Genomic DNA, 13,501 nt, shown 5'->3' with positions numbered 1-13,501 from the left:
ATGCTGGTTACCGGTTAAATTTTTTTGGTCGAATGAAAAAAAGCCTCCGATTGGAGGCTTTTGTGTATCACGGGATACTTTTATTTCTTTGTGTGGTCAGACATGATTGACTCGACAGACTCTTTTACGATATGTGCATCGGTACGATGCATGTTGCTCTTCGTGGATTCAACTTTGCCAATAATCGCCATTGCTAACTGTTGATCACCACCTTCAAGCCTACCGTTAACGTATTCACCACCAGTTGCTAGGGTGACAGCGTGGAAGGCCTGAATACGAGCGTGCTCCATTTGCTCCGGAGTATTGTCTTTGTCTTTAACTGTTCCGTACAAGTGTGAAATGGCATCCTTTGCATACTCTCCATGTTCACCGCTAACGCCGGTCACTTTAGAGGCCATTTCTTGCGCCTGCCCGTAACCTTCCTGATAAGAGAAACCTCCGGGCTTAATGCCATTTGAGACCTTGTCTAAGGCGCTTTGTACCTTAGGCATAGCGGCCCCAGTCATGCCATAGTCGGATTTATTTACTAACTCGTGTCGAGCAGCGTTCCCTCTCAGTGTGTTCAACTCTTGAGTTGACCGATTTTCATGATTTTCAACCATACCTCTGTTACCGAAGTGTTGATTAATGACTCCTCCTTTAGCTGTACCTGGTGCTGATTCAGCATAATTACCCGCGATACCAGATGCAGCCTGACCTTTTGTTGCGGCAGAACCACCGTCAACACCACCAGCAATCCTATCAACCTGGATCCCAGCCTGTTCAGCATTGCCAGCAATTCCTTTGTTCGCACTTGCGGACTCTGCATTAACCTCAGGCTGATTCGTGCCACCGCTGACGAAACCAGATAGCCTAGCCACTTCACCAGCTTGACCGATAGATACTGCGGCATTGAATTGCGCGAAGGTATGCGCATCTTCCTGAGTCATCCCGAGAGAGGAAAGGCGAGCGGTATCGTCATTGATACGCTGCGATAAATCCTCACGACCAGCTAACACCTGAGTCAATGTAGACTGTGCCGCTTGATTACCACCAATAGCCTGGGAGATCTGTGAGGCAGTCATATTCTGCCCCATTGAGGAACTCATCGAATACTGTTGTGCCTCAGAATAGGATTTTTGTGCTGACTCTTGCTTTTTATAAGCCTCTCCGTACTGCTGAGTAGCAGAAGTACTTTGTCCTGAGGCTTGCATACTGCTGTAATAAGCCATTGACGACTGAGACTTGATCTGACTAAGTTGAGCGCTCATAGCATCAGCGTTTGAAGCACTATCACTGCTTGAATAACTTCCATCCGCCGTGTGGGTTTTACCTTTTGTGGCCGACTCATTTCGTTGCAAAGACGCAGACCCTGAAACGGAAGCTCCAGACCCTGCGAACTCCAAACCTGCTTTAGCCTGAGCAGTACCTTGCACTGAGCCCATATTCAAAGCCGTTAACGCTTCAGTCTCGGACATTCCGTTTCGTGAAGCAACGTCTTGAACAAATGAGCGTTGAGATGAGCTTAGAGAGCCCAGTGAGGCTTGCAAAGCATCTTGGCTTTGTTGTGACTGGGTTCCATTCTTCATATTCGAAGCCACTTCTTGGAACATTTTACTCTCTGATGCGGATCTTTCTACAGAGGCAGATTCCATGTTCTGCTTCGCACTGGAAAGGTTAGTTGAAGCAGACTGCTTCATATCATATTTAGGTAGAGCGGATTGTGCGCCACCCAAAACAGTACCATTTGCGCGGTCGTAGTTAACATCCGCTGAGCGGTTGCTAATTGCAGGTGCATTCGATGCATCTGGTGCCATTTGCTTGGTGTCCGCTGCGTGTGGTGCTGCCGCAGAATTCGCTAACGAGTTAAAGGCAACCGAACTACCCCAAACGATGAAGCCACCTAATGCAGGGATCATCGCGTATAAGTTACCGGCCAGACCGATACTCTTTTGCGTTTCATATAACAGAATGTACAGTTTATCGAATGACACTTGATCCGCAGGCATACTGAAAATCGCGGACATATTTGTTTGGGTGTGAACCAATACATACATGTTAACGATCGCAGCGAGCGGCATCCAGGTTTGTGTCCAGATGATGACCAAGAAATACTTCATGACCAACCGGATCCCCATAATACCTAATCCAAAGAGGAAAGCCATGAAGGGAGTAAGTGCGTAGATCAAACCTTGGAAGATAGGCATGAATGCCGTCATCCATGATAGGAAGGATGCCCCTGAGGATGCCCATTGAAACGCCTGTTGGGTTTGTGTCTGAGTACGTGTTACCGCTGCCGCTCCACGGAATGCAGCTTCGTGACCGTACTTAGGCACATCACGCAAGTAGGGATACATGATCATCGTCATCTGAAAATCGCGCATTGTCGTACCACTAATATTATAGAAGTTCATGACTTCATTAATTTTAGCGTTTTGCGAACAGCCTCTGCCTGACTCACAACCCCGACCCAGTGCTTTGTAAGATCGGTCAAATGCCGCAGTGAGCATTTTAGATGCGGAACCGTGCATCAGGAACAGTTTGTCATAAGCTTCAGCGCAAGTGTACTGAGATGAACTGTCCTTCATGTCCGGAGAACTCGAATCCCAACCCACCATGTTACCGTCAAATAGAACCACGCGCTGGAAGGCATCGCCTGAACGCAATCCTTGCACGCCTGCCGTTCCCCGATACAACGTGGAGTAGGTTTTGGCACCACGCGCTATGTCATTCATCACGCAGGTTTTCATGTAGTTTTGAACACTTCGGGCAAAATCAACAGTTGGCCTTTCATTTGCCAGAAACCAACGCATCGGGTTTTTCATGGCATCGTAATAAGTTGATAATGCCACCAGCGGATCCAACGCACCATACTCCGTCATGGAGGGCGTGGAGAATGCCTGCTCCATTTTCTCCGTGATGGAGTAACCCACAGTCGAGATAATCGATGCAGAAGCCGCAAGACCCGCAGGGACGTTATCGACAGCACGGAATCGGCCTGAGGTGACATCTTCGATATTCACCCTGGCTGACACTTGGAAAAAGACCATGTACATGACGATGCAAACCGCCATGTTCTGGAATGAAATTGTTTTGCCCGCTGAAATGGCAGAAGAAATCACGATCCCTATCACACCCAGCAATGCGCCGATGCGAAAGAGGTCTGAAAACATCCCACTATTCATGAGCATCGCCACGGCATTGAATACGTTATACATGAATTCAATGTCACCGACGGTATAGATGTTCCATTCAGTCATTTGAACAAATCCCCTTAAAGAGAGCCGTCTACCGAGCCTTCACCTTGGAACTCGGTTAAAGGCAATGATTGCATGTAGTGTTGGAAGAACTCTTGGATCTTGACTTCACCGCCATACTTAGTGGCTTGAGTGGCGTATGAGATATCAAGATTCTTGCGTGCATCCTCAATCAACTTCAGGACTTCTTCGTAATAGGTTGACGCAGAACTATCGTTTGATTGAGCGTACCGCGCACCTGTCGCAGCGGCAGTCAGTAAATCACTAAGGTATTGATATGCAGCCGAATAGGAAAGTACGGGGGAAACGTCGCGAATATAGGAATAGCTGGCATTTAGATCACGACGGGCCAAGGTTGTTGCTTTGTTTGCAGCACCCCCAACGTTGTAATACACCGCCTGACGAAGGCGCTCATCACTGACTGCACCACCTTCATTAGCTGATACCAAGTAGCCTTCATGAACAAAGAACTTAGTGATGGTGTTTGCAACCCCGTTCAGTCCTACAACTTGCATTGCAGGACCCTCACAGGTTTCAGTCTGACCGACGCAACTCCACATCTGAAATTCAGGATCCCCCTGGATGATGGCATCGAGCACAGTAGAGGATGTCAAAGGTGCCAAACGGACTACCGACTTTTTGACCGATCCATCTTTATCAGTACCGAGACCTTGGCCGATGATGATGGTGCCCGTCAATGACATAACAAGTTCTTTTTGCTGTTGCTCAGAGCCTTCGAATTGAGATGAGAACTGACCGTTTTGCAGCAAGCACCACATCAAGTTACCGTAATCGCCACAGGGTTTACGCTGACCGGCTTCCTGCTTTTTTATTTCAGGCGCTTGTCCGCCTCCTGCGTTACCCCACATAGCTTTAAACTGATCGACCACACCATCAGAAGACAGTTGAGAAGAAACAGACGCTTTGGCATTTTCACCGAAGGCAGAGGCAGTATCGACCAGCAAACCTTTCGCTAGCTGGCAAGAGTTAACGGTCAGATCGTTCATCTGCTGAATCACACCCTGCATTTTTGAAATAGCATTATCCAGCACGGCATCCATCGCGTTTAGGGCCAACTGGAAGGCCAGGCCCGCAGCGTTGGCTGCAATGTTGCGCAGCATCTGGACAAATTGCTCGGCGTTAATAAACGAGAACGAACCACCGAAGAGGTCGATACCACCGCAGCCACCAGAAGCAGAAGGGAGGTCAATCGCCACAGGAGTGAGTGTACGCAGTTTGTTGCGCAGTACAAAACCACCACCTGTGTAGCCATCCCGAGTAATGCTGTGATAGTCACCGGCGCTGGTATTGTTCGACATCGACCCGAACATACTGTCCAGTTGAGAACTGATATCGGCAGCGTTGACGGGCGGCGTAAACAGGCCGGACAAGGCAACGGATAATGCTAAGACTGTCCGTTTAAATCCTTTCATTTGGGTATTACGTGTTACCATTTTGATCTTACCCCCACTACTGTTATTTCGTCTTAGTAGACGCTGCATATCCAGATTTCTTCTGAATGTATTTAATGAAGTCGTCAGAGTTTTCTAGGTACTCGCCCGGCATGTCCTTCAGAATGTTTGAGTCGATATATCCATTGTCGTTATATGGAAGCGTGCTCTTGTATTGCTCATTGGTGATGAGCCCTGAGTCATGCGAAATCATGATGGTGCGGGATATCAATTGATCAGCACTGAGAGGCCCGAACGAAAGGATGCGTGTCGCCTCTGGTGGAATAGCCAGTGCGAGCGCGGGAGTATTGGTAATCTGCAACTTAGCAGCTTGCCCAGAATCGGCACGCCAGTTCTCCATGATGTTCCCAGGCATTGGTTTGCCATCAATCGAAATAGGAATCACTTTCATTCCTGTCATATAGGTGAACGTATTCATGACTGCCGCTTGTTTCACACAGATTGAGCAATCTTCGCCTCGAAAGAAGAAAAATACCCCTGCGCGCGTAGCAATGTCTTTGATGACCAGTCGCGAGTTTTTCTCGGCCTCAGCAGACTGGTCCATTGCGCCGAAGGTGGACGTAGAGCGACGACTACTTTCATCAATCAGCGGATCTGTGGACGTAACCAAACGAGCCATATCAGTGAACCGGCTTGCTTTGTCCAGCATAATACGCTGAGCAAGGTAATAGGCCCGGACGTTTTCCTGAGTGGGCTCATCGATTGCACGGTCACGCAATTTCTGAACGTTTTCACGGTACCAGGCCACAGTAAACGCTTCTGGCCCTTCCTCTGCTGCAATCGCAACGGAAGGCTCAGGAACGGGCATTTGTTTGTCCTGTTCTTCGGTTTTGTCCGCTTTCGCGACCGTAGGCTCAGGTTCGATTTCTTCAGGTGGTTCAGGATGCATCTTTTTCCAGAACCAACCTTCTTCTTTTCCATCAATAAATGAGGTGCCACCAGCGGTGACTTGACCGTTAGTAGCTTTTGGTTTTTCTTTGCCACTCTCTGCTACCGCATGAGCAGAGAGCACCCCAAACACCAGGGTAGCGATGACTTTTTTACTGAAATTTTGGAATTTCATCTTCATTACCTTTGGTAAGAATTTCCGCTATCCTGTCTGTCCAAAAAAAAGAGTTTTTCCCTTTAAACACTCGGGCTTTTTCCAGCAGTTGGCACAGTTGATAGTGTCGGTATCTTTGCTGCCCGATTTTCTTAATGATGCTTTCAGGTTTGATACCAATCTCCTTACAGGCTTCATCAAGTGTCATGCGTCCGCCGTACTTGCGCTCCAGTTCTCGTTGCAGGCTGAGTCGGTTAGAATCAGTGCAGAGCAGGGCAGGTAACTTAAAAACAGGCATGAGCATCGAGCGGTTGTGAGCACAAACTAAAAGCTTCATCAAATTCCCTCATCTGATGAATCAATGAGCGGTCATTTTGTCATACGCAGGAAAGGAATACGGCAAAAAAGGCCAGCAAAACGAGGCCAAAAACGGCGTGGATACAGGGCTTACATGAAATCAGTTGTTGTGTTCGTTATGTTTACTTTTTAAGGCGGAGTGGGAGAGTGTTTTGGGCTTTTCTATTTCTTCTGGTAAACAAATGATTAGGTAATGCATAATTCAATAATAATTATTTATAAGTGTAGTTTTCTACTTTTACTTAGGGGAGGGAAACCTCAATGAAAAAAATACATTTTGCATGCCTATTGTTATTGACCTCTAGCTGCACCTCATTTGCGAATGAGGCCAATTGCATGAAAGAGGTAGTTCAAACCAATGCATTTAATAATTTCATTTTATTTGAAGAAATAGGGCCTAATGACTCTTTAAAAGAAATGAAGGTGCGAATAAAAGGAATTGACGATTATCTAAATGGTGACTCTACAGTGAAGTTTGATGAATGTGGCGCACTACTCTCGATGAAAGGCAATCAAACAAAAAAATTCAAGAATAATGACCATGTGTTGATTAGCGACTCACAAGTTAGTATGAATAAAACAGGAAAAGACTGGGATTATGAATTTGGGTTTAAAATGTCCATTATCGATAAGGACGGTAAAGAGATAGACCTTGTGCAACAAAAAGTCAAAGGTCAGTTTTTAACTGACGAGAAAGGGAAGATCAATAAAGCTATTGACAGCTCAGATACTGTTGTTAGTGGCGAGGAAACTAAAGGGTCATCCATAACTAAATACAAGGTCAACGAAGATGGAAAGGTATCGGAAACAATCCAGTTAGGCACGCTCCCAACGGATAATTCCGTTAAAAAATATTTTTATGATGAAGATGGTCGTCTAATTAAAAGCCAAACTGAATCTACTACTGAAGAGTTTTCATACGATGATAAGGGCAGGGATCTAAGTGTGACGTCTGTCCAGGAACTTTTCACAACTGAAACTAGCATCACGACATGCAAAAGCTGGAATGAATCAGGTCGCTGTACCAAAGCTGAAATAAATGCATCCACACTTTTCAAAGGTGAAAATGGGAAAAAGGATGAAACGCGTACAAATCAAGCTGAAGTTACATTTGACCTCATTTATTAAATAATAGTTTTTAAGGCAAAAAAAAACCCTATCCGAAGATAGGTTTTAGGGTAGTTACCCTTAGCGGTTATTAAGACTTTCTCTTATCGCGAGAAAAAGCGATTGGCATTGAGACAATCAGAAGAACTTTGATGACAAAGTCTTCAGTTATCTTGAGTCCAAAATGTCCACCGAAGACAATCACCATAACAGCGATAGCAACAGTAAAAACAAGAGAGAAGAAGCGAAGGGTATTAAGTTTCATTTTAAGGCTCACTGAGGGAAGTTATGCACAGACAAGAGACTGCGCGGAGGGGAAGTTAAAGGGAAGTTATAGTGCGTGACACAGTTTCACAATTTTACCGTAGACATCCTGAAGGATGAGTACGATGAAATACGCGGCCAGAGCAACGCAACCGGCAGCAATGACAGATATGACAACAAGAATGACGACCATTGTCATGACGTCAAAGCTGAAAAATACCGTTGAAGCTGCAATGATCACCGCAGGAAGCAGCGGCAGGAATTTAAAAATGTTTTTCATACATCACCGAAAAGAGATATTGTGGACAGATAAAAAGAATCAGTTAAACAACCGAGTTTTTAATCCATTACTGAAACGAGAGTAGATGCCTCCAAAAATAGTGTCTTTGAAAACATCGGGATTCCCATCATCAGCAAAAACAGCTTTAGCCATTTCCACGATGCTCACCAGCATTTGTGCGCAGAACGCATTTTTCTTAAACAAATCCAGGTACAGGCTAGTATGAATAACCCTGTTCAGGTCAAAGGCTAGGTTCATCAATAAAGCTTGATTAACCGAGAACCACGGGAAATCAGGGTCATTACTTTGTTCAATACCAACACTATTCCGGTTCATTGCGAGCAATGTCCGAACCTCGCCTTCAAGATCAGCAAAACGATGGTTGATGTCGATATAGGTTTCTTCATTAATGACTACACCATGACCATCACGCAAATCGGAACCGCGTGAATAATCCTCCTCATCAACGGGTACAATTTCCATTAGGACATTGCGGACAGCGATAGGGAAGGTAGTCGTGTAGCTATTGTCAGAGGTAACGTAACGCATGAGAAATACTCCTGTAGATAAAAGTGATGGGGTAAGGATTACCAAACACGTTGTTCTTTCATGAACTCGGGCTCATGTGCCACGAAACGAATAGCCTCAGCCATCGTTGAGTCGAAAAACTTGGAACACAATTTCCGGCCAATCTTAACTATCTCATCTTTGAGATGGTCAAGGCTCGGTTCGGAAAAACGGCCACATGCACAACAATACGCAAAACGCGTCGCAAGCTTTAGCACCTGGGATTCGTTTTGATTAACACCAAACGCAGTATTGGCAATGCCAAGTCCACGATCATTAAGCAAGCTTACTGTCACCATGTCTGCATGAATTAATGCCAAATCAGCGCGCTCCTGAATTTCAGAAACGGGCCAAAGGGACATTTTTTCAGACACAAAACCGTAATTGCTCAGTTCGATAGAATGAGACATACGTACCTCGTTAATAGATTTATAAATTTAGGAAGTTAAAAAATACCGGGCTTGCAACGAGCCAAAGCGGACAGGATGCGATCGCGAGAAGGTGAAGGGTTAACAGTTGCCTGAATGCCTTCAATCCAATCTTCAACCGGTATGCGGGTGAATTTGTCGTCTGTATTGCGGATACGAAATGCAATCACTGCCCAGCGGGATAAAGCGTATTTGACACAAACCTCATCACCAGGAACGACAACGCCACGCAGTTTTGCGGAGGCATTATTGTATTCAATCAATGCACAAGCACTCATACAGTTCACCAAAACGAAAGGCCCACTAAGGGGCCCTTGCTTTTCAGAAGTTAATATTATCGTTTACTGCAACAGGAATAGGTTCCTGATGTGCAGCGATATCAATGAAGTTAAAACGTTTAATGTCGGTGGCGCGAAGCACTTTGCCGGTAGAGAGCACAAAGGTTTCAACATCAGCGTGGCGACTATCCGGCCAGGACTGAGCTATTGATGTTTCACGGATGAGAAAAGCACGCTTGTTTGACGTGAAAGACACATAAGGTATCAGCATAGCTTAACCCTCAGAGTCCATCAGGCCATAACCATAAGCCGTTAACTTGTTCACTAAACACAGCGCGTCAACGGTCATGTACGGCCACCAATTACCTGCATCATCACGGAAAAAGTGTATTTCCAGTGAATCCGGAGCCATCGGGTGATACGTATTGATCACGAAAGTCTCTTCAAATACAGGCAGCGTATCAAACAAGCTAATACTGCGACCAGAAGGTGAATTGTCTTGCACATACCCAACAAGATCATCAATCATTTCAACAGTAAAACTGCTTTGTGGTTCAACGACAGAAGTATCAAAATTAATATATTTAGCCATGATGAATATCTCCAAGAGAAAATAGAACGCTGGCGGTTGCCAGCGTTATGTTTAAAGCACTTATGCACACTTCCGAGCCGCTTCATTCGGGTAGTAGTGATAGAACGCTTTCTTGTATTTTTGGAAACCGCGACGCTGTGATTCAACGAAGTCCATATTGGATGGTGCATCGTAGTGCTTGGACTGAATCAAACGGTCTTGTTCAGCCAGGTCATGCTTCCAGCGGTGCAGTACACTCATACGAGTCTCTTCGGGATCTAGTTTGGCGAAGAAGCAGCAGCTGGTGAAAGAACAAAGGTCTGACTGATTTTTATCAGAGAAGAACCAGAGAATTTCATCAACACGCTGTTCAACATTACTTCTAGGAGCCGTCATGATGTACAGAGAGTCACGGATAATTTCGTAGGCCATCTGTTGCGAATAACGCAGTTCATAGCGGTCATCTTTGGCAACGCAAATTGCTTCATAAGTACGGTCATCAGCTTCAAACAGTTCGTTGAAGGACAGTTGGTTCTCATGAGCAACAGCTTTTTTGGACATAGTCATTTTGAACACCTTTAATAGATTTAAAATAAATTTAGGATTTAAAAACCCGACCTCATGCAAGGCAGGAGGCGAAGGGTTGGTTTAGGAAAGTTTTAAAATTAACGAGTTAAAGCTTTGCGGGTGACTTCGAGAAGTTTTCCACGGAGGGCAGTGACAGAACCTACAGCAACACCAGTATCATCGAATAAAGAAGTCATGAGGCTTGCTTTAGCACAGCCAAAGCCAATGCCAATAACAATCACACCTTCTTTTTTCGCGTCCTTGACCATCTGAATGACCGGCTCCGAGTTATCGGGCTTGCCGTCAGTGACCACGACCATGACATGGCGATCAGCACGAGCGTTTAACAAATCACTGAATGCAGGCCATAAAGCTTGTTCCAGTGGAGTGCAACCATTTGAGCTAATACCAAATTGCTTTGCGTTAACCGCAGCCCTGAAGCTTTGTTCACGCGCTTTTAGCAAGCCAACATTATTCGTGGTGGCATGTGGGAAATGATAAGCAGAAGTTGTAACGCCTTTGATGCCGTCCAGTGCAAAGAGCAAGGAGACAACAGCCGCTTCAGCTTCAACCATGTCAGAACCCAGAGAACTGCTTGAATCAAGCAGAACTGTAAAGGCAGAATTGAACTCAACCGCTTTGGATTTGTGACGAAATAACTTAGTTTCTCCTAAGAGAGCCGAAGTCAGACGACGCGTATCCATTACGCGACCTGTTTCTTTGTGTGTACGACGAGTTTGTTGCATTCCCTGAAGAAGCCCATGCATTGACTGACGAAGGCCAGAAGCAGCCTGAACACCTCGGAGAACCGAAACCTCAGTGGTTGCGTGACGCTTAGCCGGTGCAATTCCGAATGGGGTAGCAGCAGGAGTACGTTCACTTGGAGAAACGTTGTCTTTAATGCAGTCATTCAAACGTTCACCTGCACCTTTAATTACCTCGTTGAGATCATCATCAGTGATATTGGCAAAAGGGTCCGAATGGCCGGATTTAGAAGACGTTGGGCTGGAAGAAGCGCTGGTGGAAGCATCACTGCCAGAAGCAGTGTTGTTACCGTTTTCAGGCTTATTACCAGGCTGAGAGGAGGAGTCTTGAGACGGTTGGCCGTCAGAAGAATCACCGTCAGCATCTGCACTGGAGTTGGAGCTATCGCTATCATCGCCAGGCTGTGAGTTATCACTGTTTGGTTCAGATTGAGAGTCGCCACCGGCCTCTGGAGGCAGATCTTGTTGGTCTTGTTGATTATCGTTAAAAGCATCTACTGCAAGGTCGTAAAGACGACAGGAAATATCCAGACAGTCGGCAATGGAAGGCGCGTTAATCGCCAAACCGAGAATGTCCATCGCTGTATCAAACATGTTTTGGCCGAACAAGCGAATGAAGTCTGCTTGGGCTTGCTCAACAGGTATGTTCAGCGCGTGATAACGTTTGAAACCACACAAGAGCAAACCGTTGATAAACGCTACAGCAGGATCATCAGTTGGTTGCGTATCCTCATTAAAGACAAAGTGATTTAACGCTTTGAGAAATGAAGGCACACCAGGGAAACGACGGCCAATCGCACGTTCAATACGAAGGTCTTCGGTTATGTTGACCAATTGATGAAGCACACTTGGGTTGTAGCCTTGTTTGGCGCGAGCAGGAATGCCATCTACCAGAATCGGAAACTCTGTGTATTTGACATGCGCCGCTTCGTGAACCAAATAACCCAGAAGGACGTCAGACAACTTTTCAGCATCCTGGTAGAACGGGATGTTGATAGTGAATGAATTACCTTGCTGAGAAGCATAAGCCGTAGAACCACCAACCGTTACGTTCACACCGAACTGATCACTCAGGGCACACGCAACGACAGGCAGAGAGTTATAAATACCCATACATACCTCACAATAGATTTAATAGATTTAAAGGGACGAGAAAGGTCCAGGATTTAGGAATTAAAAAAGGCCCGCGAAAGGGCCTTAGAATTTAGAACAACATAATACCGTCATCATCTGAATCGATATCCGCAAACACCAGAGTGTCAGGTGTAGCAGAAGCTGGTGCATTCAGATTAACAGTCTCAGTAGTTGGGTCGATGAACGAACCAATCATTGCACTGTCATCAACAACTTCGATGGAACCGGAGGACTGGATAACTTCAACAGAGGCAGATGTATCAGTCGCTGGTATAACAGGGTCTGCAACAGGACCAGCCGGAGGCAGGTCAGTTGGCAGATCGGCCAGGAAGTTATCATCAATCGTTTCAGCAACCGCAAATGCGTTAGTGTGTGGAACCACGTCAACAGGAGCAGCAGGTGTTGATTCCAAAGCCGGTTGCGTAGGTGAATAAACCAAATCGGTAGACTGCAACTCAAAAGAGTCGGCGATAACCAAAGAGGAATCTAAACCAGAAGCAGTTTGCGGATTTGAAAGCAACTCAACGAAGGACTTAGCAGACTTAGGGTTGCGAAGGTTATTGAGTAATGACAAAACGTCGTTGTAGTGTTTATCACGAATTTTACCGGTCGTTGGAACACCATTAAGCACATCGGAAATGTATTTGTGGAGACCTTCGACTGTGGAGTCTATGAAAGCCAGTGTTTGAAGTTTGTTGGCAATGGATCGGATCGGATTCAGCGTATGCTGAGTAATAGCGTCAGACTTAACGTTCTTCAGATATTTTTCCGCAGTACTTGCAACTTCTTCAAAAATTTCATCAGACATGCTTTTAACTTGTCCGATAAGGTTTTCATTAACAATGGAGTTACCGAAGGGAGTGATGTGAAGCACTGAAAAGCCAAATTGAATTTGTTTATCCAAGTACTCCAAGTCAATCGCAGCTTCACGAAGAAGGATAGCGCGATACTTCTCTTCGAAAGAGTTAATCCAGCCGTTGAAATCAGCCTTCAAAAACTCTTGTTTGTAACCGTAAAATCCTTGCTTAATGATGTTCAGTTCGCTAACTAACTCGTTAACTTTGTCGGTCGGGATAGCGTAGCCACCCATGAAACGAATACCAACCTTCAAACAAGCTGTAATAGCCTGGTTCTTAAAGCGATCGAATGGATTGATCAGCTGAGGGTCAATAATCTTTTTCGAGCCGAGAGACACCATAACATCAGGTGGCAAATCAGCACCAACACCGAGATCTTCTTTTTTCAGTTTACGACGGCCCGTTGTAATCGACGTTCCATCAAGCGAAACCAAAATCAGTTGGTCTAGGATTTGAACATTAGCATTGGATTGATTGTTAATAGACATAGTAGTTACCTTATTTAATAAATTTAGGAAATTAAAAAGGCCCGGAATTGGGCCAATATTTAGAGAGTTGTATTCAGAGAGACTTTTGT

Annotated in this window: 15 protein-coding genes; 1 reads left to right on the top strand and 14 read right to left on the bottom strand. The window is 45.4% G+C overall.

The window, feature by feature from the left end:
* Positions 1 to 80: 80 nt before the first annotated feature.
* From AYY17_RS04605 to AYY17_RS04590, 4 genes are read right to left on the bottom strand one after another with little or no spacing between them, the layout of a single operon-like run.
* Positions 81 to 3,239, bottom strand: coding sequence for a conjugal transfer protein TraG N-terminal domain-containing protein (locus tag AYY17_RS04605; protein WP_067421706.1), 3,159 nt, complete (start codon positions 3,237 to 3,239; stop codon positions 81 to 83).
* 14 nt (positions 3,240 to 3,253) lie between these two features.
* Positions 3,254 to 4,690 (bottom strand): conjugal transfer protein TraH, encoded by a 1,437-nt coding sequence (locus AYY17_RS04600; RefSeq protein WP_067421897.1) that lies wholly within the window; start codon positions 4,688 to 4,690, stop codon positions 3,254 to 3,256.
* 22 nt (positions 4,691 to 4,712) lie between these two features.
* On the bottom strand, positions 4,713 to 5,771 hold the full coding sequence (gene traF / locus AYY17_RS04595) for a conjugal transfer protein TraF (RefSeq protein ID WP_067421704.1): 1,059 nt from the start codon (positions 5,769 to 5,771) through the stop codon (positions 4,713 to 4,715).
* A complete protein-coding gene (locus AYY17_RS04590) occupies positions 5,749 to 6,087 on the bottom strand; it encodes a hypothetical protein (protein WP_082981278.1) in 339 nt (112 codons plus the stop codon). The genes traF and AYY17_RS04590 overlap by 23 nt, the downstream gene beginning before the upstream one ends.
* Positions 6,088 to 6,443: 356 nt before the next feature.
* On the opposite strand from AYY17_RS04590, the gene AYY17_RS04585 reads away from it, so the two are divergent.
* Positions 6,444 to 7,235: a hypothetical protein gene (locus AYY17_RS04585; protein ID WP_162271097.1), complete on the top strand. Its 792-nt coding sequence runs from the start codon at positions 6,444 to 6,446 to the stop codon at positions 7,233 to 7,235.
* Between the two features lie 70 nt (positions 7,236 to 7,305).
* Here the strand turns inward: AYY17_RS04585 and AYY17_RS21470 are convergent, their stop codons facing one another.
* The 10 genes from AYY17_RS21470 to AYY17_RS04540 form a co-directional block, all read right to left on the bottom strand.
* Entirely contained in the window at positions 7,306 to 7,479 is a 174-nt protein-coding gene (locus AYY17_RS21470; protein ID WP_156656638.1) for a hypothetical protein, read from the bottom strand.
* A 66-nt stretch (positions 7,480 to 7,545) separates the two neighbouring features.
* On the bottom strand, positions 7,546 to 7,758 hold the full coding sequence (locus AYY17_RS04580) for a hypothetical protein (protein ID WP_067421700.1): 213 nt from the start codon (positions 7,756 to 7,758) through the stop codon (positions 7,546 to 7,548).
* Positions 7,759 to 7,797: 39 nt separating this feature from the next.
* On the bottom strand, positions 7,798 to 8,307 hold the full coding sequence (locus AYY17_RS04575) for a hypothetical protein (RefSeq protein ID WP_067421698.1): 510 nt from the start codon (positions 8,305 to 8,307) through the stop codon (positions 7,798 to 7,800).
* A 38-nt stretch (positions 8,308 to 8,345) separates the two neighbouring features.
* Positions 8,346 to 8,735 (bottom strand): hypothetical protein, encoded by a 390-nt coding sequence (locus tag AYY17_RS04570; protein WP_067421696.1) that lies wholly within the window; start codon positions 8,733 to 8,735, stop codon positions 8,346 to 8,348.
* 35 nt (positions 8,736 to 8,770) lie between these two features.
* Entirely contained in the window at positions 8,771 to 9,031 is a 261-nt protein-coding gene (locus AYY17_RS04565; protein WP_067421694.1) for a hypothetical protein, read from the bottom strand.
* A gap of 43 nt (positions 9,032 to 9,074) precedes the next feature.
* Positions 9,075 to 9,302: a hypothetical protein gene (locus AYY17_RS04560; RefSeq protein WP_067421692.1), complete on the bottom strand. Its 228-nt coding sequence runs from the start codon at positions 9,300 to 9,302 to the stop codon at positions 9,075 to 9,077.
* 3 nt (positions 9,303 to 9,305) lie between these two features.
* Positions 9,306 to 9,623, bottom strand: coding sequence for a hypothetical protein (locus AYY17_RS04555; RefSeq protein WP_067421690.1), 318 nt, complete (start codon positions 9,621 to 9,623; stop codon positions 9,306 to 9,308).
* 60 nt (positions 9,624 to 9,683) lie between these two features.
* The gene (locus AYY17_RS04550) at positions 9,684 to 10,169 is read right to left on the bottom strand and encodes a hypothetical protein (RefSeq protein ID WP_067421688.1); all 486 of its coding nucleotides are present in this window, start codon (positions 10,167 to 10,169) and stop codon (positions 9,684 to 9,686) included.
* A gap of 98 nt (positions 10,170 to 10,267) precedes the next feature.
* The gene (locus tag AYY17_RS04545; RefSeq protein ID WP_067421686.1) at positions 10,268 to 12,046 is read right to left on the bottom strand and encodes a VWA domain-containing protein; all 1,779 of its coding nucleotides are present in this window, start codon (positions 12,044 to 12,046) and stop codon (positions 10,268 to 10,270) included.
* A 91-nt stretch (positions 12,047 to 12,137) separates the two neighbouring features.
* Positions 12,138 to 13,412 carry a DUF3150 domain-containing protein gene (locus AYY17_RS04540; protein ID WP_067421684.1) on the bottom strand — a complete coding sequence of 425 codons (1,275 nt, stop codon included), beginning with the start codon at positions 13,410 to 13,412 and terminating at the stop codon, positions 12,138 to 12,140.
* Positions 13,413 to 13,501 lie beyond the last annotated feature (89 nt).

It is taken from the genome of Morganella psychrotolerans, from assembly GCF_001676055.1.
Classification (GTDB): domain Bacteria; phylum Pseudomonadota; class Gammaproteobacteria; order Enterobacterales; family Enterobacteriaceae; genus Morganella; species Morganella psychrotolerans_B.
Note: the sequence above shows the minus strand (reverse complement) of the source record. Positions and strands in the feature narration are given on the sequence as shown.

Excerpts from the sequence above, each read along its gene's own strand:
- AYY17_RS04565 (WP_067421694.1), bottom strand. The coding sequence starts at position 9,031 with ATGAGTGCTTGTGCATTGATTGAATACAATAATGCCTCCGCAAAACTG.
- AYY17_RS04605 (WP_067421706.1), bottom strand. The coding sequence starts at position 3,239 with ATGACTGAATGGAACATCTATACCGTCGGTGACATTGAATTCATGTAT.
- AYY17_RS04600 (WP_067421897.1), bottom strand. The coding sequence starts at position 4,690 with ATGGTAACACGTAATACCCAAATGAAAGGATTTAAACGGACAGTCTTA.
- AYY17_RS21470 (WP_156656638.1), bottom strand. The coding sequence starts at position 7,479 with ATGAAACTTAATACCCTTCGCTTCTTCTCTCTTGTTTTTACTGTTGCT.
- AYY17_RS04585 (WP_162271097.1), top strand. The coding sequence starts at position 6,444 with ATGAAAGAGGTAGTTCAAACCAATGCATTTAATAATTTCATTTTATTT.
- AYY17_RS04590 (WP_082981278.1), bottom strand. The coding sequence starts at position 6,087 with ATGAAGCTTTTAGTTTGTGCTCACAACCGCTCGATGCTCATGCCTGTT.
- AYY17_RS04560 (WP_067421692.1), bottom strand. The coding sequence starts at position 9,302 with ATGCTGATACCTTATGTGTCTTTCACGTCAAACAAGCGTGCTTTTCTC.
- traF (WP_067421704.1), bottom strand. The coding sequence starts at position 5,771 with ATGAAATTCCAAAATTTCAGTAAAAAAGTCATCGCTACCCTGGTGTTT.
- AYY17_RS04550 (WP_067421688.1), bottom strand. The coding sequence starts at position 10,169 with ATGACTATGTCCAAAAAAGCTGTTGCTCATGAGAACCAACTGTCCTTC.
- AYY17_RS04575 (WP_067421698.1), bottom strand. The coding sequence starts at position 8,307 with ATGCGTTACGTTACCTCTGACAATAGCTACACGACTACCTTCCCTATC.
- AYY17_RS04570 (WP_067421696.1), bottom strand. The coding sequence starts at position 8,735 with ATGTCTCATTCTATCGAACTGAGCAATTACGGTTTTGTGTCTGAAAAA.
- AYY17_RS04540 (WP_067421684.1), bottom strand. The coding sequence starts at position 13,412 with ATGTCTATTAACAATCAATCCAATGCTAATGTTCAAATCCTAGACCAA.
- AYY17_RS04580 (WP_067421700.1), bottom strand. The coding sequence starts at position 7,758 with ATGAAAAACATTTTTAAATTCCTGCCGCTGCTTCCTGCGGTGATCATT.
- AYY17_RS04545 (WP_067421686.1), bottom strand. The coding sequence starts at position 12,046 with ATGGGTATTTATAACTCTCTGCCTGTCGTTGCGTGTGCCCTGAGTGAT.
- AYY17_RS04555 (WP_067421690.1), bottom strand. The coding sequence starts at position 9,623 with ATGGCTAAATATATTAATTTTGATACTTCTGTCGTTGAACCACAAAGC.